The following is a 24,070-nucleotide window of genomic DNA, read 5'->3' as shown; positions in this document are numbered from 1 at the left end:
TTTGCTCCTCAGTTAACCTGCTCAGCTCATTAGATATTTTTTGAGAACCTAATTTTACCTATTCAGTCGTCTTTGCCGAAGGGGTTATTTTTAGCCGTTTTTTTACATGTGGTACATTTTTTGCTGTGAAGGGTTGGTTGTAATAGGTATTTTCACCAACTTTTAGCCCAAATTGCAAAAATAATAGAATTATGAAAACCGCACTAAACATCGCTCTCAGCGTGGCCCTTAAGGCCAGCCCGGTGCTGCTAATCGCAGCAGTGGCGTTGTTTCTTGTGCTTTCTAATACCCCCGAAGATGATGGTCAGAATCTTGACAAAGATCCCACTGAACAGACCTCAACTACGCCAGATATTGACCCTTCTCAAGTAAGGCAGCAAATAATGCCGCCAGCTATGGGAAAAGCTGAATCAGGCCAGGATAGTGAGCCTGATGGGGAAGAATTTGTCCAAATCGGGTATCCTGATGAAATCTCTAGAGAAAAGTTAGAAAAAGACGTTGGGGATTCTGGTGCTGTCGCTCCAGTTTCACCTGGTAAAGTTTCGAAGGGGTCAGGAACAGGAAGGAGTGGCAAGCGTGCTCCTCCGGCTAAGAAGTCTCCTGCCAAGAAAACTGTAGCGAAGAAATCGCCGGCTAAGAAGCCAGTACGTAAAAAGTCTTCGCCTGAGGAAGAACTTATTCCTATTTATATTGCCCCAGTTGTTGTTCCATCGATAACAGCTCCAAAAAGCTCTTCAGGTGTAAGTAAAACACCATTTGAAGCGCCGGTTGCTCCAGTAGAGCAACTCGAAGATCCTATGCTAGCTGATGTTGACCTTACGGATTTTTCCTGGGGTGAAGATGAACTTATCGTTGATGTTCAACTTCGGCGTAAGCTCATTTACAGAGGATTGTTTTGTTTAGAAAAAAACATGCGTCCGTTTATCCCTGTTAATGAATTGTGCAGCCTCTTAGGTCTTGCGATCATAGCAGACGAGACTGGTGCACGTGGTTGGTACATCACCGAGGACAGCACTTTTACTTTTGACACTGCTACAGGTGAAGGAACTAATAGGAGGAGGCCATTCAAGCTGGCTCCAGATGAGTATTCCTATTTCGAAGAAGAGTTATATATAGATATGGAAAGGCTTTCTGAATTGCTGCCATTAGATATGGAATTAATCAGAAGTATGCTTGTGTTGAGAATAACTCCTCGCGAGACATTGCCATATGAATTGATGAAAAGTAGGAAGGCTCAGGAATTATATGCAAAATCGAAGCGTGGTCTGCTTTATCCGATTAATGACCTTGATTATGCAGCCTTGGCTCCTCCTAATATTTCTGCTGCGCTTGGAGCCGGCTATCTTTCTAAAGACTCGGGGGATAGCTTAGGAGCTTCTGTTAGCGGATTGTTTAGGGGAGACTTGCTGTTTATGTCCACGACCTTGTACGGTTCGGCAGGATATAGTTATTCTGACGGTAAAAGTACAGCTAGCTATAGTGATTTTTCATTTGCAGGAGAACGTAGATTCCTGGATAATCCTTATATTTCCAAGCTACTTATTGGGGATATCCCTACTACTTCAGCCCCATTAGTTGGAGGGGGTAAACTGGAGAGAGGGTTGCGTCTGAGTAATGCAGGCAGCTCTGGTGATGGAGCTGATTGGTCTAGAACTTTTACAGGAAAAGCTCTTCCTGGTTGGGATGTGGAACTTTACCAAAACGATAGGCGTGTAGGTTTCCAAACTATCACTAATGATGGAACATACTCATTTGCTGATATCCCTATGGATTACGGCGTAAACAGAATTCGTCTCCAACTATATGGCCCCCAAGGGCAGGAAGAGGTTCGCGAAGAGGTCGTCACAATTGGGGCTAGTTTGAAAAAGGGGGAGATAGAATATGATGCTTCCATTTCTCAAAAGGGTACTGGTGTGTTTAGCAGTGAGTATTCAAAAGTAGTTTCAGTTGGAGAAAGCGAGCAAGGAACTACACGGTTCAATGGCAAGGTTAGTGTCGGTCTTTTAAGCTCTGTTAATACGCAAGTTGGGTTTGCAAGCGACACACATCGCGGCAAAGAACGTTATGTTACATCCGTTGGCTTATCTGGTGGGTATGCTGGTGTACTAGCAAAAGGAAATGTTGGTTACTCAACACTTGGTTCAACCTACGTTACCGCATCAAGCAAAAAAAAGCTTGATAATGGCATAGCTGTTAGTGGCAACATAATGCATCAGTTTTCAGATAAATTTGAAGAATCAAATACTAGAAACTCTGTTAATGTTTCCTTCTCTGATCGGGAAGACTTTGAAGATAACATCTTTCTTTCCTATTCAGCAGGAGGGGGTAGAGACCAGTTGTACATTGAGGATTATAATAACGATGATGTTAGGTATGCGTTATCGGGCAGCCTTGGCCTCACCTCGGATTATGGATACTTCGGTACAAGTCTTACAAGTCGATTCTATACTCAAAGCTATAACAATCGTGGGATAACTTTGGGAGGAAGTACGAACTACTCCAAGATGTTTGGTGATGGATATATCCGGGCTAGTATCAATTATAACCATGATGACAACAACGACTTTAATGCAAGGTCTGCCAGTCTGTCTGGCAGCTATAGGTTTAATAAGAAGTTCAGAACGACATGGTCGGCTGATAAATCTATTTCTGCTGTCGATTATTTATCTCTACGCAACACATTGGCTTATAAGGGTAAAAAAATATCTCCATATTTGACCACAAGGTGGAAAAATGATGATACTTTTTCCGTTTTTGCAGGCTTCTCCATTGGTATTAATTTCGACCCAGAAACTTTCATGCCATCTCTTGGTGGCGGGAGTGCCGGTGCTAATTGCCTTGTTTACAATGACAAGAACTACAACAACTCATTTGACGAAGGGGATCAGCCTCTTGAAGATATTCAGGTGGAAGGGGTGAGAAGCAGGCAGCGCGGAGTCACCGATGAGAATGGGCGTGCATTGCTTACTGGTTTTGCTCCCATGAAAGGCGTCGACATCCAGGTTAAGCCTGACAGTGTTCAGGACGTTAATTTGAGCAACAAAGCGGGTGTTGCTATCATGGCTCGTAAAGGTAAAATTTATGACCTTGAATTTCCACTACATGTTGTCAGTGAAATCGAAGGGTTTGCGTATCGTATCAAGAATGATGAAGCAGATGGAAAGGCGTTAGTTCGAATAGAGCTTGTGGATGAAAAAGGCGAAAGTATAGATGAAACGTGGACAGAGGGTGATGGCTTTTATCTATTTACAGATGTTATGCCTGGAACTTACACCGTAAGGGTTGCATCAGATTTTTTGGACAAATATAATTATGCCAGTAACCCAACGCAGGAAATAGTCATAACAAATGAAGCCAATACCTTAATGGACAACCTTCTATTTTACGGTACAGAAAAGGCTGTTGTTCTTCTTGAAGAAAAATTTCGTAATTCTGCTAAGTTAAGCAGTGATGCCTTCATATTCACTGACTTTTCCAATATGGATGAAGAGGCAGAGGCTCTCCCTTCAACTCTTACCCTAGTAAATGCCGCATTATCCGAGGCTTCTGTTGAGGAGCCTAAAGGCATGGACACAGATTCAAAAGCTGTGGCAACTGCCCCTGCTTATGATAAGTTTGGCCTTGTCGTTGATACATTCATATCTGAGAAGAGCGCGAAACGGACAGTTGAATTTTATCGAAAGAGGAAATCTGCAGAATTGGGTGATGCAAAGCTAACTTATAAGAAGCGTGGTGATGGCTATGTTGTCATTGTATACAACCTTAAGAGCATCAAAGAAATGAATCGCATGTCGCTCGTCTTTATGTGTGCTCCCGAACTAATCGACATCTCAAAGCCTGGTTTGCCTGAAGTTAAGTAGTAAAGCCTAAAATAAACTCCACATCCTTGCCTCCTTTGTTGAAGCAGTGGCAAAGGCTATTACGAAAAAAAGAAGAAACAAGATGGATGAGTCTATTTAGATGAATTTACTTTTGCAACATCCAGTTGGTACTTTTTGCTCAAAAAAAATAAACAATTATCCAAAATATTATCCCGCCGTATCCTGATAAAACAAAGGCCTTCAGCTGTATTCTAATTACGACAATGAAGAAATAAAACACTCTTTATTGGACAAAGGGATATTGGTTGAAGTATTCAAGATCCAGCAATTCTAAACGGAAATAGTGTCCTAAAAATATGTTTATTTGTAAGTTGGACCCTATATTGCAGATCGCTGAGTGGTGTTTTTTCCGCCATAGATTTGACAAGCATACTCGTCAAACTGGCTAAAGTTTTAAGCATATGAGGTTGTTTTATAATGGAGTTTTTTAAAATGCGGACCATTCCGGCTATAATTTTCTCCCTGTTGTTAGTTGCACTGGTTGGGAATTACACAGTTCGCGCTTTGTCCTCTTTTTATCGCATGCAAACAGCTCTTGTGCCTGAAGCTACACTAGATCAAAATACAATGAAGTATTTTTTGCGAGCCGAGTTTAAGAAAGAATGGGTAAAGATGACAGCAGAAACTCCGCTGAAGGATGAGGAGTCTCCGTTGAAAACTTTTCACATTACAGTTGATCAGGCAGCTCTGGATTCTCTGAATGCGAACCTCCCCATAAGTGGCCGAGATCACTACGTGGACGCATTCATGAAAATCGAGGATGATGAGAATCAGTATAAGATTAAGATGCGATACAGAGGTTTTATCTCTCCGCACTGGCTGTTCAAGCAGAAGTCGCTTCGCATCAAAATGAAGAAGGGCCAAAGCCATACCATGGAGAGGAAGTTCAACCTGGTTAACCCTGTTCATGACTATATTATTACTGATCAATTAGCATACGGCATGGCTCGTGACCTTGGAATAATAGCCCCTGATTTTTATCCTGCACGAGTATTTATGAATGGCGAGTACATGGGAGTATACATGTATTTGAGCCAGGTGGATGAAAGTTTGATTCGAAAACATCGAATCATGCCAGGCAGTGTCTATTATGGTGAAAAATCACGTAAAGACGAACATGGTGTTTCAACTTTGTGGTTTAATTCTACGTTTTGGGACAAAAAGGCCTCAAGGAATGCCGAGCAAAAAGAGAACCGCGAAGACATAGACTTTTTTATCACTCAGACCAATAGCGACAGTGACGTTGAATTCTATAATTTTTTCAATACCTTTTTGAATAAGAAAGATTACTACAACTTCATGTCAATGGATGCCTTGTTTGGCACCAACCATCACGATTGGGCGCATAACCACAAAATTTATTTTGATCCATATCGTGGGAAATTTCGTCCTATAGCATGGGATTTACGATTCTGGAATAGATATCCTTCTAAAGATCTTTCCAACTATCTCTTGCAAGAGCGAGTTAAGTTAAATCCAATTCTAGAATATGAAAAAGATTTGGCTACGTATGCCTTGCTTCAAGCATACCCCCCCGAATACATTGCAGGAAAGTTGGATGAATACAGCGAAAACCAGAAAGCTGACTTAGCTGCTGACAAGTATAGAGATAATGGCGTGAGTTTGGAAAAGTATGAGTCGTGGACAAGTTTGCCCTTTACCATGGCTGAGTATGAAAAAACGATTGTCGAGCGTAAAAACATATACAGTCTTCGCTATAATTTTTTGCGAGCTCTCTTTACTGATACACGGGTATCCTGTCTCGTAGAAGACCATGATCAGTTTAAAAAATTAACATTTTATGTGAATGGCAACACTCCTACAATTCTGACTAGTCACGATAACGGTTTGGTCTTGGACTACGATCGCAATGGTGAACTAGATAGCAACGATCTGGAAACTGATTCAGTTATTCTATATCCGGGACGTAAGTTTAAAGAAGGCAATATTTATGGTAAAAATAACTCGCTGTTTGGATATCGCCGACTTATTAATTCCCCTATGGAGTACACAGTGTTTATCGCTGATTCTCCAGAATCTTTTGACCTTGAGCAGTTGAGTTTTACAAATGCTCTTACTGGCCAAGATGTTCATGTTAAGTTGGTGACCGAAGCTGAGGAAGTTGATTCAGACTCTGTTCACCCTTGGACACTTCCTTTGCCCGTACCAGAAACCGAAGTGCTCTTTTCAGGCGATGTTGTTGTGGATGAAAATATTGAATTTGGCAAAAATACAACTGTTATCATAGAGCCTGGCACAACTTTCATGTTGGCTGAAAATGCATCCCTCTTTTTCTATGGGAAAGTTTTAGCCAGCGGGATGGCAACGCAGCCTATTCGTTTCATAGCCAAGGAAGAAGGCAAACCATGGGGTATTATCGCAGTCCAAGGCGAAGGCGCATCAGGGAGCCTCTTTAAGTATTGTGAAATATCCGGTGGTTCAATTGCTGCTAAGAATTTGATTCACTACACAGCTCCTTTTAATCTCCACGACATGTCCAAGTTTGAAGTGTCAAATTGTATAATTGGCGAAAACTTCGTGGGTGATGATGCTATGCATATTGCCTATGCCACTGGTGTAGTGAAAGATTGTGAGTTCCGTAATGCACGAAGTGATGGCTTGGACATCGATATTGCCGATGTCACACTGACTGGGAATGTTTTCTTTAACACTGGGAATGATGGCCTTGATGTCATGACATCCAACATAACAGCTTCGGATAACGTATTCATAAACATCGGTGACAAAGGTATTTCCGTTGGAGAATGGACAGAAGCGACTATCACAGATTCTTTGATAATTAATTCAGTGATTGGCATGGCTGTTAAGGACAAATCTAGGGTCAAAGCTGACAACCTGATCTTTGTTGATGCCAAGGAATATTCCATTGCCGCTTTTAGAAAGAATCTGAAATATGATGAGGGTGGGACCATGGAAGCAGGGACCATATATTTGGTCGGCAACACGTATCGTGCTACCGATTCCTCTTCCCATGTTGCTGTTGAAGCTGAAATTGAAAATAAGCTTCCATCATTGGATAGCTTCCGCCAAACCGTAGGCAGGAAGGATGACAAATACGTCATGATTCTGGATGAAGTGGAGGCTCGTTATGCTCAGTAAATTTAAGTTTTTCAGCTTTGGTTTTATACTTTTCATCGGAACTGCTGCGCTTTGTGTTTCTTATGTCCTGTGGGCTTTTTCTCCACTAGATAAGGAAATAGCTCATGCTGAAGAGATGAAAGGGAGGATTCTGTATGTAAAGAATCAGCCACAGCAGGCATTCCCACACTTCCTAGCCGCAGCGGAAATTGATGACGTTTCAAGGCGTCGTTCCATGCGCTATCAGTGGGCGGCCGAGACCTGTGGCAATTTGGTTGATCAAATATATTATTTGAGAATTGCCTATTCCCTTAATTCTGAAGATGATTATTTTGTGGATCAATTAAAAGAGGCTCCTTTATTCAATGCGTTAGTCATAAATGGGCAGGATAAGATCGATCTTTCTCAAGAAGAGTGGCGAAAAGAGGCTGTTGAGATGTGGCCTGATTCAGTGGAGGAAATTATCGAAATGTATTCTGAGTCCCCGGAAGATGAAGAATCTGAAAATCAGGAGCTTGGCGGTTTACAGTCAGAAGCTCAAGAGGCAGAGGAAAGTCATGAGTAATCTTGAAGTCTCACGCAATGAGCTGAAGTATTTTATATCCAACACGGAATATAATGTGCTGGTCGGAAAGCTGGAGCATGTGTTGACTCCAGACTCGCACAGCGAGCCCCGCAAAGGTTATTTTATTCGTAGTCTGTACTTTGACTCTCATGATGATGAATGTTTGTACGCCAAACAGGCAGGATTTATGTTCCGTCAAAAGTTTAGGATGCGAATATACGACACCTCTTCTGAGCTTGTGAAGTTTGAAATCAAGAACAAGCATAACAATCAGATATTCAAAGAAACGGCAACTATTTCTCGCGAAAGCGCTAATCGTGTCATTGATGGCGAATATGGAGAATTGTTGAAGTATGACAATCCTGTTTTAAGCCGGATTTACAAGCGCTTTTCAGAAAAGGCGTATAAGCCAAAAGTTATAATTGATTATACCCGCGATGCCTTTGTTTACGACTTTTTCAATACACGCATTACCATTGATAAAGATCTCAAATCAAATACCACTGATTTTGATCTGTTCTCGGATAACTTGCATGCGATTCCAGTAATTCTGGAAGGCAAACAGTTGTTGGAAATTAAATATGAACACGTCCTGCCAGAGTATTTGTGGCGAGTTCTACAACTAGATTCGTTCGAACGGTATGCAATTAGCAAATACGTTCTAGGAAGAAGATTTTTCAAATTGAGCAAATGGGAGGATAGTTAAAATGAACCAACTGAATTTTAGTGATGTATTTAAGAAGAGCTTTGTAGCCATGCAAAGCGGTATGGAACGATTCACTGCTATAGAAATAGTGATGAACCTGGGAGTTTCTTTCCTGATAGGTCTATTCATATTCTATGTGTATAAAAAAACTTTTCAAGGGGTTTTGTATCAGCGCAGTTTTAACATTGGATTGGTTATTCTGAGCATGGTGGTGACCCTTATCATCATGACAATCAGTGGGAACCTTGTGCTTTCTCTTGGTATGGTCGGTGCTCTGTCCATTGTTCGTTTCAGAACTCCCATCAAAGATCCTATTGATCTGGTATTCATCTTCTGGGCTATTACGGTAGGTATTGCCAACGGGGTTGGATATTTCAACATTACTATAATCGGCTCCATTGCAATAACCATTATCCTATTGATCATGACCCGCAAGGTTGAACAGGATCAGCCCTTCCTGCTAGTTATGCAGATACCTTCACTGAAGGACTCAGACACTGCTGTTGGTTTAGTAAAAAAATCTGTGGAGCGTTACAAGCTCAAGTCGACAACTGTCACGCCAAATTACACAGAAGTAACTGCTGAGGTCCGCTTAAAAAGTGAAAATACGGAATTTCTCACACAACTGCACGATGATGGCTCCGTTCTGAAAGCCACTTTGATTAGTTACTCCGGCGACCTTTCACAAGTATAATAGGGCTTTGGTAGTATCGGTTGATGGAAAAGTTGTCTTTAACGAACACTATGCAAAAGAGATTGATCAAATGGTGAAAAAAGTATTATTTGGCATAATGGTTGCATCTTGTGTCCTAGTGGCCAGTTTGGAGGAAGTAAGTGCCGACCCCAACTGCCTAGCCTTTGGTCCGGAAGTGTCTCTTGAAGAACTGGAGTCATCTCTGATCAAAGGAATTGAGTCTAAGGGGTGTCTGTACGTAACCAAATTGCATAGGATTTTAGAGATATACTATGATACACCGAACCTTTTTTTGCTTAATGACAATCGTTTTGTCAGATTTCAGGCCAGAGAAAAGTTGGGCCGGGTCAAAAGTATCTCTATTAATCAACAGGAAAGGCTTGTTCGGAAAAAAAGAAAATACATCATGGAAGCTCAGATGATGGATAAGGGTGGCGTGATTACATCCAGCCCGCTGCACCAGTATAGAAGTGCTTCGTCGCAAATTGGGAAGCATCCTTTATTGGGAATGATCGCGCGCAATATGCAGGTAGAGGCTGTTTCGTTTCTAAAAGAAAACGGAATAGACACTCCACTGGCTCTTAAGGGAATGATGCATGTTTCCAATACCAGTCTTTATATAGGAATATATGGGGAAGACGACAAAGTATTGAAGGGCATCATGAACTTTGTTTCTTTTTATGACACCAAAACCGGAGACCACATTCTGACCAGAGTCCTGTTTGATGATGGCAACGAGGTCATCAACAGCTTGGCGGAGAATCTTGCTGTAGAGTATGGGGCGGAATCCGGTCTTAATGAACAGGGTGAAGTCATGAGCGACTATACGTTGTTGTATCGTCAGATGTCAAAAATGGATTGGTTCTTTGACTATAGAATGCGTTACCCCTCTGTCTTTAACTTAGGTCGAGCAAGCTTGTTTTTTTTGTGCGGACTGGGGATAATCGGAGTGTTATTTGGTAAACGTTTTTTCCGAAACAAGGATGCTGTATAATTAAATATTCTATAAAATCAGTGTTTTAAATAAATAGTAGAAAGAGTGATATTTATCTCTAAACTAAAAATTAATCCTACCGATAAGAGTAATTAAGAACAGTTAATAAATGGCTGGAGAAAAGTTAGGAGTAAAGTGTATGTGGAAAAAAAATGAAGTTACATCCTAAAGCTGTGTTAAAGTTTAACCGATAAATATTTAGGTGGCGTGGAACTCCCATGGGGGGAAATTTTTTAATAATTTAACAAAAGGACAAGTTATGAAAACTTTAAAAGCTATTCTTTTGGCTCTGGCGATGGTTTGTTTGTTGGTAGGAACGGCAGTAGCTGAAGAAATTGAAATCGGTATTGACGTAGTCGTCGCAGTGCCATTCACGGCAGCTGCTGGTGCCAATGCTGATCTGGGAACCCTCTATCCCGGTGCTGCATCAGAGACTTTCGTTATGGACGTATCTGGTTGTGCTATCGATGTTTCTAAGTCAGGAACCATCACTGTTCCAAGCGCTGGCATGCTTGTAATTCAGGGAACCAAAGTTATTGCTAATGCTGGTGTGACTGCTGGTTCTGTTACCATTGTACCTGCTGTTGGCGGGCTTGATCTTGATGTAACCTTTGTTTCTGGTACTCTTGCAGCTCCAGCAACCTTGTCCGGAACAGTCTTTGTAACTCCGACTATCCCTGTCGTAGGCACAAGAAATAACATTTCGAAGTATGCGACCTGTTCTGTTGTTACTACCGGTACCGCTCTAACTGCAGCCGGTATTGCATTCGGACCACAGTTGACAATTGCTGCGGATGTTGTGCCTGCCACATACTCCGGAAAGATGGTTGTTAATATCTTTACCAAATAAATTAAAATGAAAAAAATACAGCCGATTACATATGCGATTACAATGATGGTCGCTTGTGTAGTCGGCTTGTTTTTTGTCCCATGTTCAGCTTTAGCAGAACCTAAAGCTTATGTGGGACAAAATCTTAGTTTCGGTTTGGCGATATCTCTTTCAGATGTCATAATAGTGAGGGTGGATGCAACTGGGGCTGCCCCACAAAATGCTGAAGCTGAAGGGGTTGATAAAACATGTTATGCAAGTGGTGGTCACCCTAGCGAATTGCTTTTCTATGACTATGATGGCTTGAGTATACAGTTAGATTTTCCAACGACGGTACCTTTGTATGACCCTTTTGGAACACCTATAGGGCTTGTTAGAAACCTTAAGAAGTTCACCAGCTCTGAGCCAGTGCCAGAGGATGATCATTTGGTATCATACATAGGGGGCGAACTCGTGATCAATAGTAGTGTTGAAAGTCTTTCTGGGGCAATCAGCGTCTTAATTACAACATATTAGGAGTTGAAGTGAATTTATCTTCTTTTCGCACATTAAGTTTTGTCTTTATTCTGACAGGACTATTTATGTCTTTAAGTGCCTGCTCTGTGTTTGCCGATGGAATTAATATTTATCCATTGCGAACCGAAATAAAAAATGGTCAGCGCTATGCAACTATCAATGTGCTTAATAGATCAAACGATCACCCCGTTTCTTATTCGATATCACTTATCACCATGAGAATGCAGGAAAATGGCAAGCTTGTTGCTCCAGAGACTTTTACAAAGCGCGAGCAGATATCACAAAAGATAGTTAAATTTTCACCAAAGCGGGCTCAGATTATTCCCGGCGGTTCACAAAGTGTTCGTGTTCTCATTAGAAGACCTCCAAATTTGCCAGATGGTGAATACATGGTTTATATGAAAATTATACCAACTGTGCAGCCTGCAAAAACCCCTGCATCCTCTGAAGTGCAGACAGATGTAAAGATGAATATCAAAACGGTTGTTGGGATGTCCTGCCCTATTATAGTCTATCAAGGTGATCCTACTTCACAAACTACAGTTGTGGATGCAACTATGATGGCCAAATCTCCACTAGGAAAACCTGCAATAAAGCTCTTTCTTGACCGCACCGGGGGGAAATCAAGCTATGTTGCCGCTAATATTTATTCTACTGTTGGCGGAGAAAAGAAGCTTATTGCAACTCGACGCCGTATTCCGATTTTCATGCCTTTGAAGCGCCGAACTGAATTTGTTCCCATTACTGATGTAACTTTTACTGGAGGACCAGTCCTCATAGAGTTAACTGACGTTACGGACCCCAAAAAGGGTGTAATTGGTTCCAAAAAAATGACTTTGTAGAATATTAGCCCACTATATTCGGCAAAAAAAGCCTCCCTTTTTTAGGGGGGCTTTTTTTGGGTTAATCAGGCTAAAGCGTGCTTTTGCCAAAATGAAAGGAGAGTGGCCTCTGATCGATAATCATACCAGTGATAATCGACAGGGAGTAGCTCTCATGTCCACGAGTTTAATCTATTACGCCTCCGGTTGGAAAACTCAAATTACATCATTATTAGTGAGATCAGTGTTCGAAAAAGGTTATAAATATATGATCTTGGTCATAAATCTTGAGAGAGTTGATGTTTCACTGTAGGAAATCGACTCTTCATTGTACTAATTTATTGAACTATAATATATTAATTTAAAAATAATAAAAATGCATTAAGCATTATAGCCGTTTACAGCTTAATTTTTGATTCATCTAAGTTTTAGTAAATTTCCAGAAGAAAATTTTTTGCTGGATTTGGCTTATATATATGAAAACTATGCTAGGTAGTGCTGTTCGTACTTGTTCCGCATTTCATGTGGTGGCAAGAGTTAGCAACATTTACCCAGGATAAATTATGACTGAAAAAGTACCCGCTATTGTTTACTGTGAAGGTTTTTTTGGAAAGATGGATGGAAAGACAGCCAACGGCTTAGCAAGATATTCCGGCAAATACGAAATTGTAGGCATTATCGATAGCACTAAGGCTGGCTTAGATGCCGGAGAAGTGTTGGACGGAATACCAAATGGTATTAAAATATTCAAAAATATTGTTGATGCATTAGAAGGCACTGGGGATACCGTAAAATATTTCATTTATGGAATGGCTCCTCTCTCAGGTTCATTCTCCGCAGAAGATAGCAGTGTTATCTTTTATGCTATGGAACGAAAACTTAATATCATTAATGGGCTACATGAGTTCTTAACTGACAAAGTATCCTTCATTAAAAAAGCCGCCGAATGTAATGTTGAATTGCATGATATTAGAAAGCAGCAAAACAGCAATCAAAGAAATGTTTTTAAAGGTAATATTAACAAGGTTGAATGTCCTAGAATCGCAATACTTGGGACAGACAGTGCCGTTGGTAAAAGAACCACCTCAGTTATCATTACGAAAGCCTTGCAAGCTCTGGGACTAAACACAGTCATGATCGCAACGGGGCAGACTGGTATGATTCAGGGAGCTGAATTCGGTGTGCCACTCGACGCTCTGACAGAACAGTTTATTTCAGGCGAAATGGAAAAAGCTGTATTCGAAGCGTGGGAAGCTAAACATCCCGATATTATGATTCTCGAAGGGCAGGGATCTTTAAGTCATCCAGCCTACTTAAGTTCATGCTTTATCATTCGTGGTGGAAAACCGGACGCAGTGATTGTTCAGCATCCTCCAAAAAGAGAAAAATTGGGCGATTACCCAGATATAGACATGCCTGATTTGAAAGAAGAAATTGAACTCATCGAAGTTTTCTCTAGAGCGCCTGTTATCGGAATTACCATTAATCATGAGAACATGTCTGATTCAGAGCTTGCCGAGACAATCGAAGCTTATGAACAGAAATTTGAAATACCGACTACAGACGTTCTTAAATTTGATTGCGAATCATTAATTAAAAAAATACTCGCTGTGTTCCCGCACCTTAATGCCAAGCTCGCGTAATGGACACTCCCTATCTTGAAATCGACTTAGCTAAGCTATTTAGCAATACCCAGGCATTAGTTAAAATGTTTGGAGCCAGAAATATTGATATTACCGGCATAACAAAAGTAGCTCTCGGGGAACCGAGAGTTGCAAATTGTTTAGTATCAGCAGGGTTAACTTCACTTGGCGACTCACGAATTGCCAATATTAAACGTATGCGGCAGGCAGGCGTTAAGGCTACATTCATTTTAATCAGAACACCCTCAATGACAGAAGTTAACGATGTGGTGAAGTATGCGGATGTGAGTTTCAACACGGAAGTGTCGATAATCTCGAAACTCTCTGATGCTGCCATCAAGCAAAATAAAGTTCACGATATAGTGTTGATGGTTGAGTTGGGCGATCTTCGTGAAGGTATACTTCAGCAGGATTTGGATGGAACGATTGATCAGATTATGAAGATGAAAGGTATAAACCTTAAAGGTTTAGGTACAAATTTAGCATGTTTCAGCGGAGTTAAGCCATCTAAGAAGAATATGGATAAACTGTCCCTTTTAGCTGAAACATATGAAAAGAAATACCAGATTAAGTTTGATATTATCTCCGGCGGAAATTCTGCTAATTTCGATTGGTTTTTTGCAAATGAAGATCTGGGCCGCATCAATGATGTCAGGCTGGGGGAATCCATTTTTATGGGGCGGGAAACACTCACTCGAAAACATATTGAGGGTCTGCACCTTGATGCAATCACATTGGTCTCTGAAGTAATTGAATCCAAAACCAAACCTTCTTTTCCTGAGGGTGAAGTGGGACAAGATGCTTTCGGCAACACAACAGTTTTTGTAGATAAAGGTGATATGCTTAGAACTATTTTAAGTATTGGCAAGCAGGACGTTCATGTTCCGGGACTGACGCCGTTTATCGATGTTGATGTAATTGGTTCCAGTAGTGATCACCTTATATTAGATGCTACGCGGTCCCCATTGCAGGTTGGTGATGAAGTAAGGTTCAGCCTTGATTATGCTGCTTTGCTTTCGTGTATGACATCGCCATTTGTCGCTAATTCTTATGTTGAAAATGGTAATACTTGATCAATTAATTAGAGCAGCCACTTTATTCTGATTTACCGAAACCCCCTCACATGAAAATGCTAGGGGGTTTTTTTGTGAGCATCAGGTGGAATGTTGAATCCCGTGAGGCATAGCTTGCCGTGGGATTTCTTTAGAATGGTTGCGTGGCAATGGCTGGGTGAAAATTGGAAAATATTATTTAGTGGAATTCCCAATGCCATATGCATGATGACTCTAATTACTCCGGCATGAGTGACTATTATAGTCGGTGCGTCTTTATCTGTAATTTCTTGAAATTTGCCTCGGACCCTTTCCGCAAGGTCCGCAAAACTCTCACCTTCGGGGGGACGGTAGGTTGCGATATTTTGTCCTCGTTTTTCGTACTCGGACGGGAAATCTTTTTTGATTTGTTCAAAGCTCAGCCCATCCCATAGACCCAAGTTAATCTCCGTCAGTTCCGGGCAGATGATAGCTTTTTTGTTGTACGCTTTTTCAAGGGGGGTAGCGGTGGCTCGTGTGCGTTTTAAGGGGCTGGTGTATAGATAGTCAATTGACAGAGAACTTAAAGACTGTGCTAGAGTACCAGCTTGTTTTTTGCCTGCGGCTGAAAGTGGTAAGTCCTCCTGTCCTATGGCACGTCCTTTAGCCTTATCAGCTTCTCCGTGGCGGATGAGGATAATCATGCTGTCGCCAAATTATCCATTTCATTTTTCAGAAGGGTTAGGGCATCTATTTGTGTTTCATCTTCATATCGGGACAGCAATGATTCGGCGCGGATGCGGCGACCTTTAATGGCTTTTACAGCATCAGGATCATCTGCCCATTTGCAAAAAGTTTTCTCGTAGCGTTCTCTAAGAGGGATGAGGGTTGTTCCTTTAATAAACTTGTCGGCGAGAAAAACGATTTCTTTTTCAGTTATGGGGTGATTCGGGGGAATGTTCGTGTCACGGTGGGATGCTACTATATCGGATATGGACGTAAAGCCGTAACCACTTAAAAGAGTTCCGCCAGCTGCTTCATGGTTTCGGGTGATTTTAGCTACATCGTGCATCAGGGCTGCGCTCTGTACCACATCTATATCAAGTCGTGGCTGAGCGTTGCGGGACTTATTCAAAGTCTCGGCTAATATACAGGCCGCCATAGCCACTGTTTTGCAATGTTCCTGTGTTTTGAGCGGAGTGTTAGCAATCTCCCAGAGAACTTCACATTCTTCAGTGACGGGGAACCTTTTTTTTCTATAAAATTTTAATGCTTTTTCATAATCTTCAGGGGTATCCATGTCGTGGATTATCCCGATATCTGGCATTTTTTTGTTTTTTGCTTCTGAATTATATCTGTCGAGAACTGTCCGCAATCCCCCTGTACCATCGTGCGCTAAAATGTCGGGGATTAGCTTAGTACTTATAAGGGGAGGATGTCCCCTTTCCCCTTTGAAGCAGGGATAATAAATTTTTGCAGGAGAGTTTTTGTAATCGAAAGTCAGTGCGCGTACTGTTGAGGACCTTACCAGTGGAATATCAACTGGCAAAATAAAAAAAGCGGATGATGTGGTTGTATCACTTGGAAGATTTTTAACACCTGTAATTACAGAAGAAAACATCCCTTGTTCATAGTCAGAGTTGTGAATTGCAAGTACGCCGAGCCTGTTAGCTTCATCTTCAATTTCTTCTGCTCTATAGCCAGTGACTACAAATACTTCGTCAGCACCGCCATCAAGTAAGGTGTTGATGCAGGTAGCTAGCACTGTCATTCCATCAAGCGGCAGTAGAGCTTTTAGCTTTCCCATACGAGAGGACAAGCCGGCGGCAAGAATAATTCCATATATTTTCATGTCAATTTTCTGCTCGTTTTTGAATGAGTTCAGCTACAATGCTGACAGCTATTTCTTCAGGAGTCTGCGCTCCGATTGTGAGGCCGATAGGGCAAACGCAACGGTTGATATTCTCTTGTGAAGTACCTTCATCCAGAAGTGCTTCATAAATCGCATTGCGTTTTTTGGAACTGCCTATCATACCGACGTAATGGGCGGGTGTTTTTAACGCCTGCGCAAGTACCGTTTTGTCATGGAGATGTCCCCGTGTCACTATAATAATGTATGAGTCTTCAGTAATATTTAACTCAGCAAGGGCAATATCGAAGTCTGAAAGGACTATAATTTCATCGGCAAGAGGGAACCTTTCTGCATTCGCAAAGTCTATCCTGTCATCAAGAATAACTGTTCTAAAATTAACAGATGTAGCAAGAGTTGCTGTGGGCCGAGAGACATGACCTGCGCCAAATATAAAAACTGTTGGCTGCGGGGCAAAATTCTCAACGACGATGCGCTGGTTGCTTTTATTTTGGATAACAGGCTTATCAGTTTTTCGTGATTCTTCTGAGAGTCCTAAAATTTCATCACCAGTAAAATTTTGCAGGGTCGGCATGGTGCAATTCTGCGCTAAAACAATCCTGTCTGCTATTTTAGAGTGTTCGCCGTTATCCATTAAAGTTACGAGGGTAACTTTTTGGCCGTTGCGAAGACTATCATCAAAAGCTTTGTATATTTCTGTGGTACTTTTATTTGCAGCAAGGCGTTCAAGCATCACTGTGACGTGACCACCGCAGATCATGTCCGCATTGGCTGCAAGCTCGTTTGAGAGGTCAAATTCTTTGAAAACGATCGCGTTTTTGTCCGCGTCAAAAAGCTCCGCTGCCGCGCGCTGGACCAGAGCTTCTACCAATCCTCCACCTATAGTTCCGTCGATTTTTTCATCCCGGTATACAGCCATTTTGCTGCCGGATGAGCGCGGGGTAGATCCTGAACTTTTAACAATGGATGCCAGGATGATGTCGTTGCCGGATTCAAGTTGTACGCGAATATTGTGTATGAGATTTTTCATTAGGGGTGACCTTTAGGGGGTTAAACTGATGTTATGAGTCTTTTCCCAAAGCTGGAACTGATGCTGCCATTATGGTTATCAACGGTAATATTGATTTTCAAACCATTTTCAGCCGTTGCTCTTTTGATCTTTGGGTAGAACATTATAGAATTGAAAAGCTCTGATGAAATCTTAGCATTGGGAGAAAGATCCAGAGTTATATCGAGTATGAGTAATTGTTGCTGAAAGCCAATTTTAAAATCAAGCACTTCAACAAATGGTAAAATTATTCCGTTAAGTTCTGACAGCGATAAATCTTCTGAGCTTGGTAGAATTATATCACTTTTTAAACGCCCTTTTACATCGTCAAGTCTGCGCATAGGAAGTCCGCATTTGCATTGTTCAGGGATAATTCTACCAAGGTCTCCTGTTTTGTATCGTATAAGTGGCATTGCTCTTCTGGATAACGTAGTAAATATAATTTCTCCGCTGGTTCCGTCCGGTACAGGAAGACCTGTTTCAGGATCAACTATTTCTAAGTAAAAATCAGGCTCGCGAAGATGCATACCGGACCCTTCTTCGCATTCTACTGCGCCGCCGAGGCACGTTTCTGTCATGCCCCAGTGGCTAAAAATTTCGCACCCTAGCGTTTTTGAAATCGTTTGAATGGCTATGTCAGGTAAAACATCCCAGCATAAAAGAGCTGAGCTCATTTGATTGTCAGGCAAACCGTGACTTTTCCATAGGCGCGCCAGTGCGTGAACATGAATAGCCGGCCCTAAAATGCAGGTCGCCCGCGAATCTATAAGCAAATCTAGAACTGCTGAGATATTAGAAGGGTCTTCGGGATAAACCGTCTTAGCCCCAAGGCGTGAAATACTTTCAGAAAAAAGTTTTCCTACACCGCCGGGACGAGAATCTGGCAGCAAAGCTAAGACTGTTTCACCTTCTTCCACCAGAGGGCCCATGCCATAATGAAAGAATTCGGTTGTGCGCTCCAAATCTCCGGTTGTAAAAAAAAGGCGTTTCGGAGGTCCGCTTGAGCCTGAGCTTGATAGAGTTATGGCTCGCGCAATATCATCTTGTGAAGTGCACAGGAAATTATTTGGATTATTGCGCAGGTCGTCATCTGTTGTGAAAGGTAGTTTGCTGAGGTCCGTCGGGGTCCTTATTTCTTCTATTTTTATGCCTTGCAAATGTTTTGTATAGAAAGGACAGTTTGCGGCAGATTTTCCCAGTGTTTTACGCAATTGCCTAAATTGCCATTCTTGCAACTTCTTAGGGGGGACATTGTCAGAATGAAGCGGTCTTCCCATGCGTAAATTAAGCCACTGGCTAAGGGACTCACTACTCACTTTTACCTCGATAAAGAGATTCTCCATCCATTGATGTTAGATTGTATGCGCAAAATGGAATCAATTTTCCATCCGGAGCGGCAACATGAATACAACATCCTCTGAGTCGTTCGAGATCAAGAGTCCATGCATCTTGAAAAGCCATCCCCGAAATTGCAAGAATATGAGTTTTTGCACGCTGAATAAAACGATCTAAATCGTCTAGCGGTTTTGCGCATCCGCAATCATCTGTTGTGGGGGCAGCCCATTGCTTGCGAACAAATGCTTTTGATTTATCAGCTCCTTCGGAAGCTGCAGGCGTGGCGCAGCATGGTTCGCCTTTGCCAGAAAGTTTTTTTAATTTACCATCTTCCATGACCATGTAGTTGCTGTGAAATGAGCATAATGCATGTTCGCAGGCTGGAGGTAGAAAATCTGTTTTGTTTACCAAGCCCTCTGTTTGGGCTTCAAGCTTACTCATTATTTCTGGAAGGGTTATGCGTGCGTTATCGGATGGCGCTTCAGGGTAGCGTCCGAAGTAGCTGACTGGCTGAAAATGAACACCGCGTACTCCTGGAGAATGAGCCACTGCCAGCTTTAAAATTTCACCGATATTGTCATCATTTACGGTTGGAACAATTGTCGGTACGAGAACAACCCCGATACCCGCGTCAGTCAAATTCTTGATAGCCGACATCTTCTCATTTATAAGCCCGCGTCCACGAATTGATTCATAAATATCGTCACGAGTTCCATCAAACTGCAAAAAAGCAGAATCGACACCCGCATCCGCCCAAATTTTAGCAAGCCCAACTTCACGTCCGACTCTGAGTCCGTTTGTGTTGACCTGTACAAACGGAAATCCCAGCTCCTTTGCAATAGTAGCGATTTGCGGAAGATCGTCCCGAACAGAAGGTTCCCCGCCTGAAAGTTGTAGATTGCATGGGCCAGCCGTTTTGCGTACTTTCTTAAGTAGTACTTTAAGTTCTGATAAAGTCGGGTCGGGACGTATTAATATTTTATGCTTAGAATTTGCCTCGGAGTCATCCTCTGAATTACCCGCAGACGCAAAACATATTTTGCAGTTTAGGTCGCAGCGCCAAGTTATTTCCACCAGCGTTGTGCAGGTATGCTGGTTGTGATCCGGGCATAGGCCGCAATCAAAAGGGCAACCGTTTAATTGAGTTGTATCGGTAACAGGCGGAGCAGAAGGCGTTTTTGGACGGGTCCAATTTTGAATAGCAGGCTCACCTCGCCAGACTGGTGTGCTGAACATTCCATGCTCAGAGCATTGTTTTATTATGCGAGTTTCACCATTTTCAGTCGTTCTGTTTGCTGTAAGTCTTTTCAAACATATGGGACAGACGCTAACTGTTTCATGGATATTCACATTAGAATTCATCGTTTATTTCTCTGCCTGTATAGGGGTCAAATCCAGCATCAACAAGAACTTGTATAAGTTTGGCGTAGGCATCAACCAGCAGCTTTCCGCAACGATCAGGCTTTGGAGCAGCGCAGTCTTCACCTAAAATATCTCTACACTTTGTTCCGCCGAACTGTCCTAATGATGAAGATATAAACCATTCTCTAAAATTCTCTACGACTAAAGGGATGCGATCATCTTCTTCTTCATTTTCAAGACCTTTACCCCCATACAACGCAATCGCGCATATTCCACTGGTCATAATTCCGCATGCTCCTGAGCAATCGCCCGTTCCGAGGCATAGCCCCTGCATGGAACGTACAAGGTCGGGATTTTCTCGTTGCAAATTATCCAGACAAAGAAGAATCATTATTTGTGCGCAGCAATAGCCGGATCCGTTCAATTGAAGGATGCGCAAATCTGTATCATTCATATATGGAGTCTCCAAAATTAGAAGTCGTTTACCTTAGCGATAAGTAGCATGTACCCCGGTCTGTCGCAGCAGTTTTGCTTGGGGATGATAGACTTTTCTCCTAAGAAAATTAGCCGTGCAGCTAGTTCCGTAAGTACCTTAGAGTGATCTTCTTGAATTGTGGTGCGAAACCCTTGATTGTACAGATCATAGTTGAGCTGTTTTGCATCAATGGGGGAGCTTGCACATGAATCAGAAATTCCGGTTGTGTTTGATAGCCCACGCTGAAAAAGATCAGAGATAATTAATGTTCCTGACGGTGTAAGAACTCTCTTAAATTCAGTTAAGGCTTGGGAAATGTCCGGCAAAATAGAGAGTACACATTCGCAAACTAAAGCATCAAACGATTTGCAGGCAAAGGGGAGACCTGTCGCATTCGCTTGCGAAAGCCCTAGCTTCAATGGTGCGTCTTTAATTTGGTGCATAGATATGTCTACACCGTAAGTTTCAAATAAGTGGACTTTGTTAAGGTGCTGAACTGTTGTTCCAAGCCCGCACCCAACATCCAGTACACGGCCATGCTGAGGGATTGCGGCTAAAGATAATGCGCGGTCAGTGAGGTTTAAGCCTCCCGGACGTAAAGTTGTGCCCGCAGCCTCTCTAAGAGTCTCTTTTTCCCATAATGGAACTGATAGACCCGTTTGCGTCATGCTATTTATCCTCCAAAAGACTCTCCACTTCCGCCATTTTTCCAAGAGCCAAATCTTCTGGAATAAGAACTAAATCGCATTCCGGGCAGGCGGGTAGTTCTACTGAAAAGACGCTTTCAAGGTATTCTAATTCGACAGCTTTAGGAACAAGTGTTTTTCCGCATGCAGAGCATTTCCATGCGGAAAAATCTGCATCCAGTACTTTTAATGTGCTCATTTGCTAACTCCAAGTATGCGCATACGATGGCTCCATACTTTGTGGATCAGGTAACTGTTTTCAGCTGTTTGTTCGTATTCAATCCAGTAAGTAACTGTAACTGGTCTAAAATATGTCAGCTTGAGGCCCGTCTCAATGTTTTCGAGTACTTTTCCTGATGTATCCATAGCCTTAAGAGTCTTTTGGATGTCAGTAATAAGAATGCGACGTTCTTCCATGAGCCTCGTTGCCTCTTTGGTAAAAGAGACGAGAATAGATTCATAGTCAGGACGAGGAGCAGATGGGGTTCGCCAGATTATATCTAGCATCTGCCCCTTAAGCCTGACTCGATTCTCGCGACGCTCTGAGTAATGGGGTACAGTTCGCGCTGCGGGGTCGGGACTTTCCGAAGGAAATATTACGTCTAATAAATGAAGGCAGCGTTTTCCGCTTTTTACGAGCATATCGCGGCACATGGCGCAATAGGTGATTCCATCTCCATCAAGTTTAGATCCGCGCGCTTCTGCCACTTTTTTTGATAAAGGTTCGTTAGCCCCGGCCAGAAGTCCGCCGAATCCACAACATTCAGTGTGTAGCCCTGATAATTCTGGTTCGGTAAATTCAATGCGAAGGTCAGATAATAAAAGACGGACATCAGTTAGCAATTTTTCGTTGTGTCTTGCTGTGCAGGGGTCTTGAAGTGAAGAAATTGTTTCAGGTAAAACAGGATTCAAGTTTTCTCTGTACTGGCAGAGTATTGACCATAATGAGGTAACTTCTGCTTCGGGGATGGCTTTTTGTAAAGTTTCCATACACGAAGGGCATGCTGCAATAACTTTGGGTTTTCCTAAAGACTCCCAATCGGAGCGGATAGATTCTGCTTTTGTTGCGAAAAGTTCAATGCGCCCAGACCAATCCGCAGGAGCGCCGCAACAGCGGAGCATTAGCCCTGTTCCTCCGTTTAAGGATTCGCAAAGGTAATTATAAACTCGTTCAACTGCAGTAGGATCAGAGGCCGGTAACTGGCACCCCGGGAAAAATGCCCATTCACTTTCATTTGTTCCGGCTTGGTGCTTATTGATAGTGCAAGTATCGCGGTCGGCATGTTCCATGTCGCGCAATGCAAATTCATGAGCAGAGGGAGGCATATGGCCCTTGCTAACTAAATCTTGTCGTGCGTCCATGCACAGATTTTTCATGGAGAAATTTTCAGGACATATTTCGGTGCATAGGCCACAGAGCATACATGAATTAATAAGAATATTTGCCCTGCGTGTGCCCATTACTATGGATGCATTGTTATATATCTGCCGCGCAAAAACTTTTGGGTATCCATCAAAGCTAGAAAGGTAAGTACAATTCTTAACACATTCCATGCATTCACATTGGATACAGCGCGAAGCTTCTTCTTTTGCTGTATCTGAATTGTATCCGGCCACTGGAAGTTTAATAGGTGCAAGCGACTCAATTTTGCTGATATTTGTATAAAGCTTTGTTTCAAAAGGCTCTTCGCGTTCACGTCCTGCCGCGAGGGATGCCTTTTGCATAAATCTTTCAATGGATAAAGCTCCCTTTCGGCCGATTGCCATAAGAAAAATGGAAGATGTATCTTTTTTGGGTGCCGTTGCTGCAAATAGTCCAGTGTGTTCAGTTTCAAGAGTGGTAACAGACGGATCTTTTATATTTAGCATACTTGCATTGTATGCTATTGGATCAACAAAAACAGCGTCGAACTTTTTTAAGCATTCTTCAGTGAGTTTTAAGTCAGGTGCGCAATTTTCATCAAAAGTGACACCCATTTTTTTAATAGTTGCTAATTCTTGCTGAAAAATGTCCATATACATAAATTCTTGCGGCAGGGTTGCAAATGCTTCGTCGCTGTTTTGGCAAAAGACAGTAACAGTGAATCCCTTTTTGGCAAGATCCCAAGCGGCTGTCAGTCCCGGCAAAAATGCGCCAAGTATAGCGACTGTTTTTCCACGTGCTGGTAAAGGACGGAAGGGAGGAGTGCGTTTTGTGTTTTCAGCACAAAACCGCTCAAGTGCGTTCATTTCTATTCCGCCGCCGACTTTGTCGCGGAGGCAGGCTTTTTTACAGGGGGCATCACAGATGCGCGCTGTTATGGCAGGTAAGGGAAGTGTTCTGCAAAGGACAGCCCAAGCTTTATCCGTTTTACCGGCTGCTAAAAGTCTGCAAAATTCCCGTCCGTCCACGTGAAGCGGGCATGCGGCCCGGCATCGGGGAGGTTCTTCCTGAATACACTTTGCTTCTATTTCGTGAAGTGATCCCTGATCCATAATAATCCTATACCTGTAAAAAATATAGTCATAGCCGAGT

General features: G+C 42.3%; 20 protein-coding genes. 11 read left to right on the top strand and 9 right to left on the bottom strand.

Annotation, left to right across the window (positions count from 1 at the left end; genetic code table 11):
* The first annotated feature begins 191 nt into the window (after positions 1 to 191).
* The 11 genes from BR06_RS0116685 to BR06_RS0116635 all read left to right on the top strand — a co-directional run bounded on the left by BR06_RS0116685 (position 192) and on the right by BR06_RS0116635 (position 14,821).
* Positions 192 to 3,860 (top strand): hypothetical protein, encoded by a 3,669-nt coding sequence (locus tag BR06_RS0116685; protein ID WP_031485110.1) that lies wholly within the window; start codon positions 192 to 194, stop codon positions 3,858 to 3,860.
* A gap of 453 nt (positions 3,861 to 4,313) precedes the next feature.
* Complete coding sequence (locus tag BR06_RS0116680) at positions 4,314 to 7,001, top strand: CotH kinase family protein (protein WP_031485108.1); 2,688 nt, start codon at positions 4,314 to 4,316, stop codon at positions 6,999 to 7,001.
* Positions 6,991 to 7,545: a hypothetical protein gene (locus tag BR06_RS20575; RefSeq protein WP_031485106.1), complete on the top strand. Its 555-nt coding sequence runs from the start codon at positions 6,991 to 6,993 to the stop codon at positions 7,543 to 7,545. The genes BR06_RS0116680 and BR06_RS20575 overlap by 11 nt, the downstream gene beginning before the upstream one ends.
* Complete coding sequence (locus BR06_RS0116670; RefSeq protein WP_031485104.1) at positions 7,538 to 8,251, top strand: polyphosphate polymerase domain-containing protein; 714 nt, start codon at positions 7,538 to 7,540, stop codon at positions 8,249 to 8,251. Before BR06_RS20575 ends, BR06_RS0116670 begins: the two co-directional genes overlap by 8 nt.
* A 1-nt stretch (position 8,252) precedes the next feature.
* Positions 8,253 to 8,945 (top strand): DUF4956 domain-containing protein, encoded by a 693-nt coding sequence (locus BR06_RS0116665; RefSeq protein WP_031485101.1) that lies wholly within the window; start codon positions 8,253 to 8,255, stop codon positions 8,943 to 8,945.
* A 70-nt stretch (positions 8,946 to 9,015) separates the two neighbouring features.
* Positions 9,016 to 9,939 (top strand): hypothetical protein, encoded by a 924-nt coding sequence (locus BR06_RS0116660; RefSeq protein ID WP_031485099.1) that lies wholly within the window; start codon positions 9,016 to 9,018, stop codon positions 9,937 to 9,939.
* 259 nt (positions 9,940 to 10,198) lie between these two features.
* On the top strand, positions 10,199 to 10,789 hold the full coding sequence (locus BR06_RS0116655) for a hypothetical protein (RefSeq protein WP_031485097.1): 591 nt from the start codon (positions 10,199 to 10,201) through the stop codon (positions 10,787 to 10,789).
* A gap of 42 nt (positions 10,790 to 10,831) precedes the next feature.
* Entirely contained in the window at positions 10,832 to 11,284 is a 453-nt protein-coding gene (locus tag BR06_RS0116650) for a hypothetical protein (protein WP_156952727.1), read from the top strand.
* 8 nt (positions 11,285 to 11,292) lie between these two features.
* Positions 11,293 to 12,126, top strand: coding sequence for a fimbrial biogenesis chaperone (locus BR06_RS0116645; protein WP_156952726.1), 834 nt, complete (start codon positions 11,293 to 11,295; stop codon positions 12,124 to 12,126).
* Between the two features lie 542 nt (positions 12,127 to 12,668).
* Complete coding sequence (locus tag BR06_RS0116640) at positions 12,669 to 13,748, top strand: DUF1611 domain-containing protein (RefSeq protein WP_031485093.1); 1,080 nt, start codon at positions 12,669 to 12,671, stop codon at positions 13,746 to 13,748.
* A complete protein-coding gene (locus BR06_RS0116635; RefSeq protein ID WP_031485092.1) occupies positions 13,748 to 14,821 on the top strand; it encodes an alanine/ornithine racemase family PLP-dependent enzyme in 1,074 nt (357 codons plus the stop codon). The genes BR06_RS0116640 and BR06_RS0116635 overlap by 1 nt, the downstream gene beginning before the upstream one ends.
* Positions 14,822 to 14,880: 59 nt before the next feature.
* On the opposite strand, the gene BR06_RS0116630 is transcribed toward BR06_RS0116635, so the two are convergent.
* Genes BR06_RS0116630 through BR06_RS0116590 form a run of 9 tightly spaced genes read right to left on the bottom strand, consistent with a single transcriptional unit; the run spans position 14,881 to position 24,030 of the window.
* The gene (locus tag BR06_RS0116630) at positions 14,881 to 15,483 is read right to left on the bottom strand and encodes a histidine phosphatase family protein (RefSeq protein ID WP_031485091.1); all 603 of its coding nucleotides are present in this window, start codon (positions 15,481 to 15,483) and stop codon (positions 14,881 to 14,883) included.
* Complete coding sequence (locus BR06_RS0116625; RefSeq protein ID WP_034603092.1) at positions 15,480 to 16,631, bottom strand: DVU_1551 family NTP transferase; 1,152 nt, start codon at positions 16,629 to 16,631, stop codon at positions 15,480 to 15,482. Before BR06_RS0116625 ends, BR06_RS0116630 begins: the two co-directional genes overlap by 4 nt.
* A gap of 1 nt (position 16,632) precedes the next feature.
* A complete protein-coding gene (locus tag BR06_RS0116620; RefSeq protein WP_031485087.1) occupies positions 16,633 to 17,679 on the bottom strand; it encodes an XdhC family aldehyde oxidoreductase maturation factor in 1,047 nt (348 codons plus the stop codon).
* A gap of 20 nt (positions 17,680 to 17,699) precedes the next feature.
* Positions 17,700 to 19,013 carry a DVU_1553 family AMP-dependent CoA ligase gene (locus BR06_RS19400; RefSeq protein ID WP_156952725.1) on the bottom strand — a complete coding sequence of 438 codons (1,314 nt, stop codon included), beginning with the start codon at positions 19,011 to 19,013 and terminating at the stop codon, positions 17,700 to 17,702.
* Entirely contained in the window at positions 19,006 to 20,394 is a 1,389-nt protein-coding gene (trsS, locus tag BR06_RS0116610; protein WP_031485086.1) for a radical SAM (seleno)protein TrsS, read from the bottom strand. Before trsS ends, BR06_RS19400 begins: the two co-directional genes overlap by 8 nt.
* On the bottom strand, positions 20,384 to 20,848 hold the full coding sequence (locus tag BR06_RS0116605) for a DVU_1555 family C-GCAxxG-C-C protein (RefSeq protein ID WP_031485084.1): 465 nt from the start codon (positions 20,846 to 20,848) through the stop codon (positions 20,384 to 20,386). Before BR06_RS0116605 ends, trsS begins: the two co-directional genes overlap by 11 nt.
* Positions 20,849 to 20,865: 17 nt before the next feature.
* On the bottom strand, positions 20,866 to 21,537 hold the full coding sequence (gene trsM / locus BR06_RS0116600; RefSeq protein ID WP_031485082.1) for a DVU_1556 family methyltransferase: 672 nt from the start codon (positions 21,535 to 21,537) through the stop codon (positions 20,866 to 20,868).
* A 1-nt stretch (position 21,538) separates the two neighbouring features.
* The gene (locus tag BR06_RS0116595) at positions 21,539 to 21,754 is read right to left on the bottom strand and encodes a DVU_1557 family redox protein (protein ID WP_031485080.1); all 216 of its coding nucleotides are present in this window, start codon (positions 21,752 to 21,754) and stop codon (positions 21,539 to 21,541) included.
* Positions 21,751 to 24,030 (bottom strand): pyridine nucleotide-disulfide oxidoreductase/dicluster-binding protein, encoded by a 2,280-nt coding sequence (locus BR06_RS0116590; RefSeq protein WP_031485078.1) that lies wholly within the window; start codon positions 24,028 to 24,030, stop codon positions 21,751 to 21,753. The genes BR06_RS0116595 and BR06_RS0116590 overlap by 4 nt, the downstream gene beginning before the upstream one ends.
* Positions 24,031 to 24,070: the final 40 nt, after the last annotated feature.

Origin of the sequence: Maridesulfovibrio frigidus DSM 17176, from assembly GCF_000711735.1 — a bacterium.
In the GTDB taxonomy this organism is placed as follows: Bacteria; Desulfobacterota; Desulfovibrionia; order Desulfovibrionales; family Desulfovibrionaceae; genus Maridesulfovibrio; species Maridesulfovibrio frigidus.
The sequence above is the reverse complement of the archived record's forward strand: the minus strand, read 5'-3'. Positions and strand labels throughout refer to the sequence as shown.

Bases quoted from the DNA above. Each gene is read 5' to 3' on its own strand.
- BR06_RS0116685 (WP_031485110.1), top strand. From the start codon at position 192: ATGAAAACCGCACTAAACATCGCTCTCAGCGTGGCCCTTAAGGCCAGC.
- BR06_RS0116680 (WP_031485108.1), top strand. From the start codon at position 4,314: ATGCGGACCATTCCGGCTATAATTTTCTCCCTGTTGTTAGTTGCACTG.
- BR06_RS20575 (WP_031485106.1), top strand. From the start codon at position 6,991: ATGCTCAGTAAATTTAAGTTTTTCAGCTTTGGTTTTATACTTTTCATC.
- BR06_RS0116670 (WP_031485104.1), top strand. From the start codon at position 7,538: ATGAGTAATCTTGAAGTCTCACGCAATGAGCTGAAGTATTTTATATCC.
- BR06_RS0116665 (WP_031485101.1), top strand. From the start codon at position 8,253: ATGAACCAACTGAATTTTAGTGATGTATTTAAGAAGAGCTTTGTAGCC.
- BR06_RS0116660 (WP_031485099.1), top strand. From the start codon at position 9,016: ATGGTGAAAAAAGTATTATTTGGCATAATGGTTGCATCTTGTGTCCTA.
- BR06_RS0116655 (WP_031485097.1), top strand. From the start codon at position 10,199: ATGAAAACTTTAAAAGCTATTCTTTTGGCTCTGGCGATGGTTTGTTTG.
- BR06_RS0116650 (WP_156952727.1), top strand. From the start codon at position 10,832: ATGATGGTCGCTTGTGTAGTCGGCTTGTTTTTTGTCCCATGTTCAGCT.
- BR06_RS0116640 (WP_031485093.1), top strand. From the start codon at position 12,669: ATGACTGAAAAAGTACCCGCTATTGTTTACTGTGAAGGTTTTTTTGGA.
- BR06_RS0116635 (WP_031485092.1), top strand. From the start codon at position 13,748: ATGGACACTCCCTATCTTGAAATCGACTTAGCTAAGCTATTTAGCAAT.
- BR06_RS0116630 (WP_031485091.1), bottom strand. From the start codon at position 15,483: ATGATTATCCTCATCCGCCACGGAGAAGCTGATAAGGCTAAAGGACGT.
- BR06_RS0116625 (WP_034603092.1), bottom strand. From the start codon at position 16,631: ATGAAAATATATGGAATTATTCTTGCCGCCGGCTTGTCCTCTCGTATG.
- BR06_RS0116620 (WP_031485087.1), bottom strand. From the start codon at position 17,679: ATGAAAAATCTCATACACAATATTCGCGTACAACTTGAATCCGGCAAC.
- trsS (WP_031485086.1), bottom strand. From the start codon at position 20,394: ATGAATTCTAATGTGAATATCCATGAAACAGTTAGCGTCTGTCCCATA.
- BR06_RS0116605 (WP_031485084.1), bottom strand. From the start codon at position 20,848: ATGAATGATACAGATTTGCGCATCCTTCAATTGAACGGATCCGGCTAT.
- trsM (WP_031485082.1), bottom strand. From the start codon at position 21,537: ATGACGCAAACGGGTCTATCAGTTCCATTATGGGAAAAAGAGACTCTT.
- BR06_RS0116595 (WP_031485080.1), bottom strand. From the start codon at position 21,754: ATGAGCACATTAAAAGTACTGGATGCAGATTTTTCCGCATGGAAATGC.
- BR06_RS0116590 (WP_031485078.1), bottom strand. From the start codon at position 24,030: ATGGATCAGGGATCACTTCACGAAATAGAAGCAAAGTGTATTCAGGAA.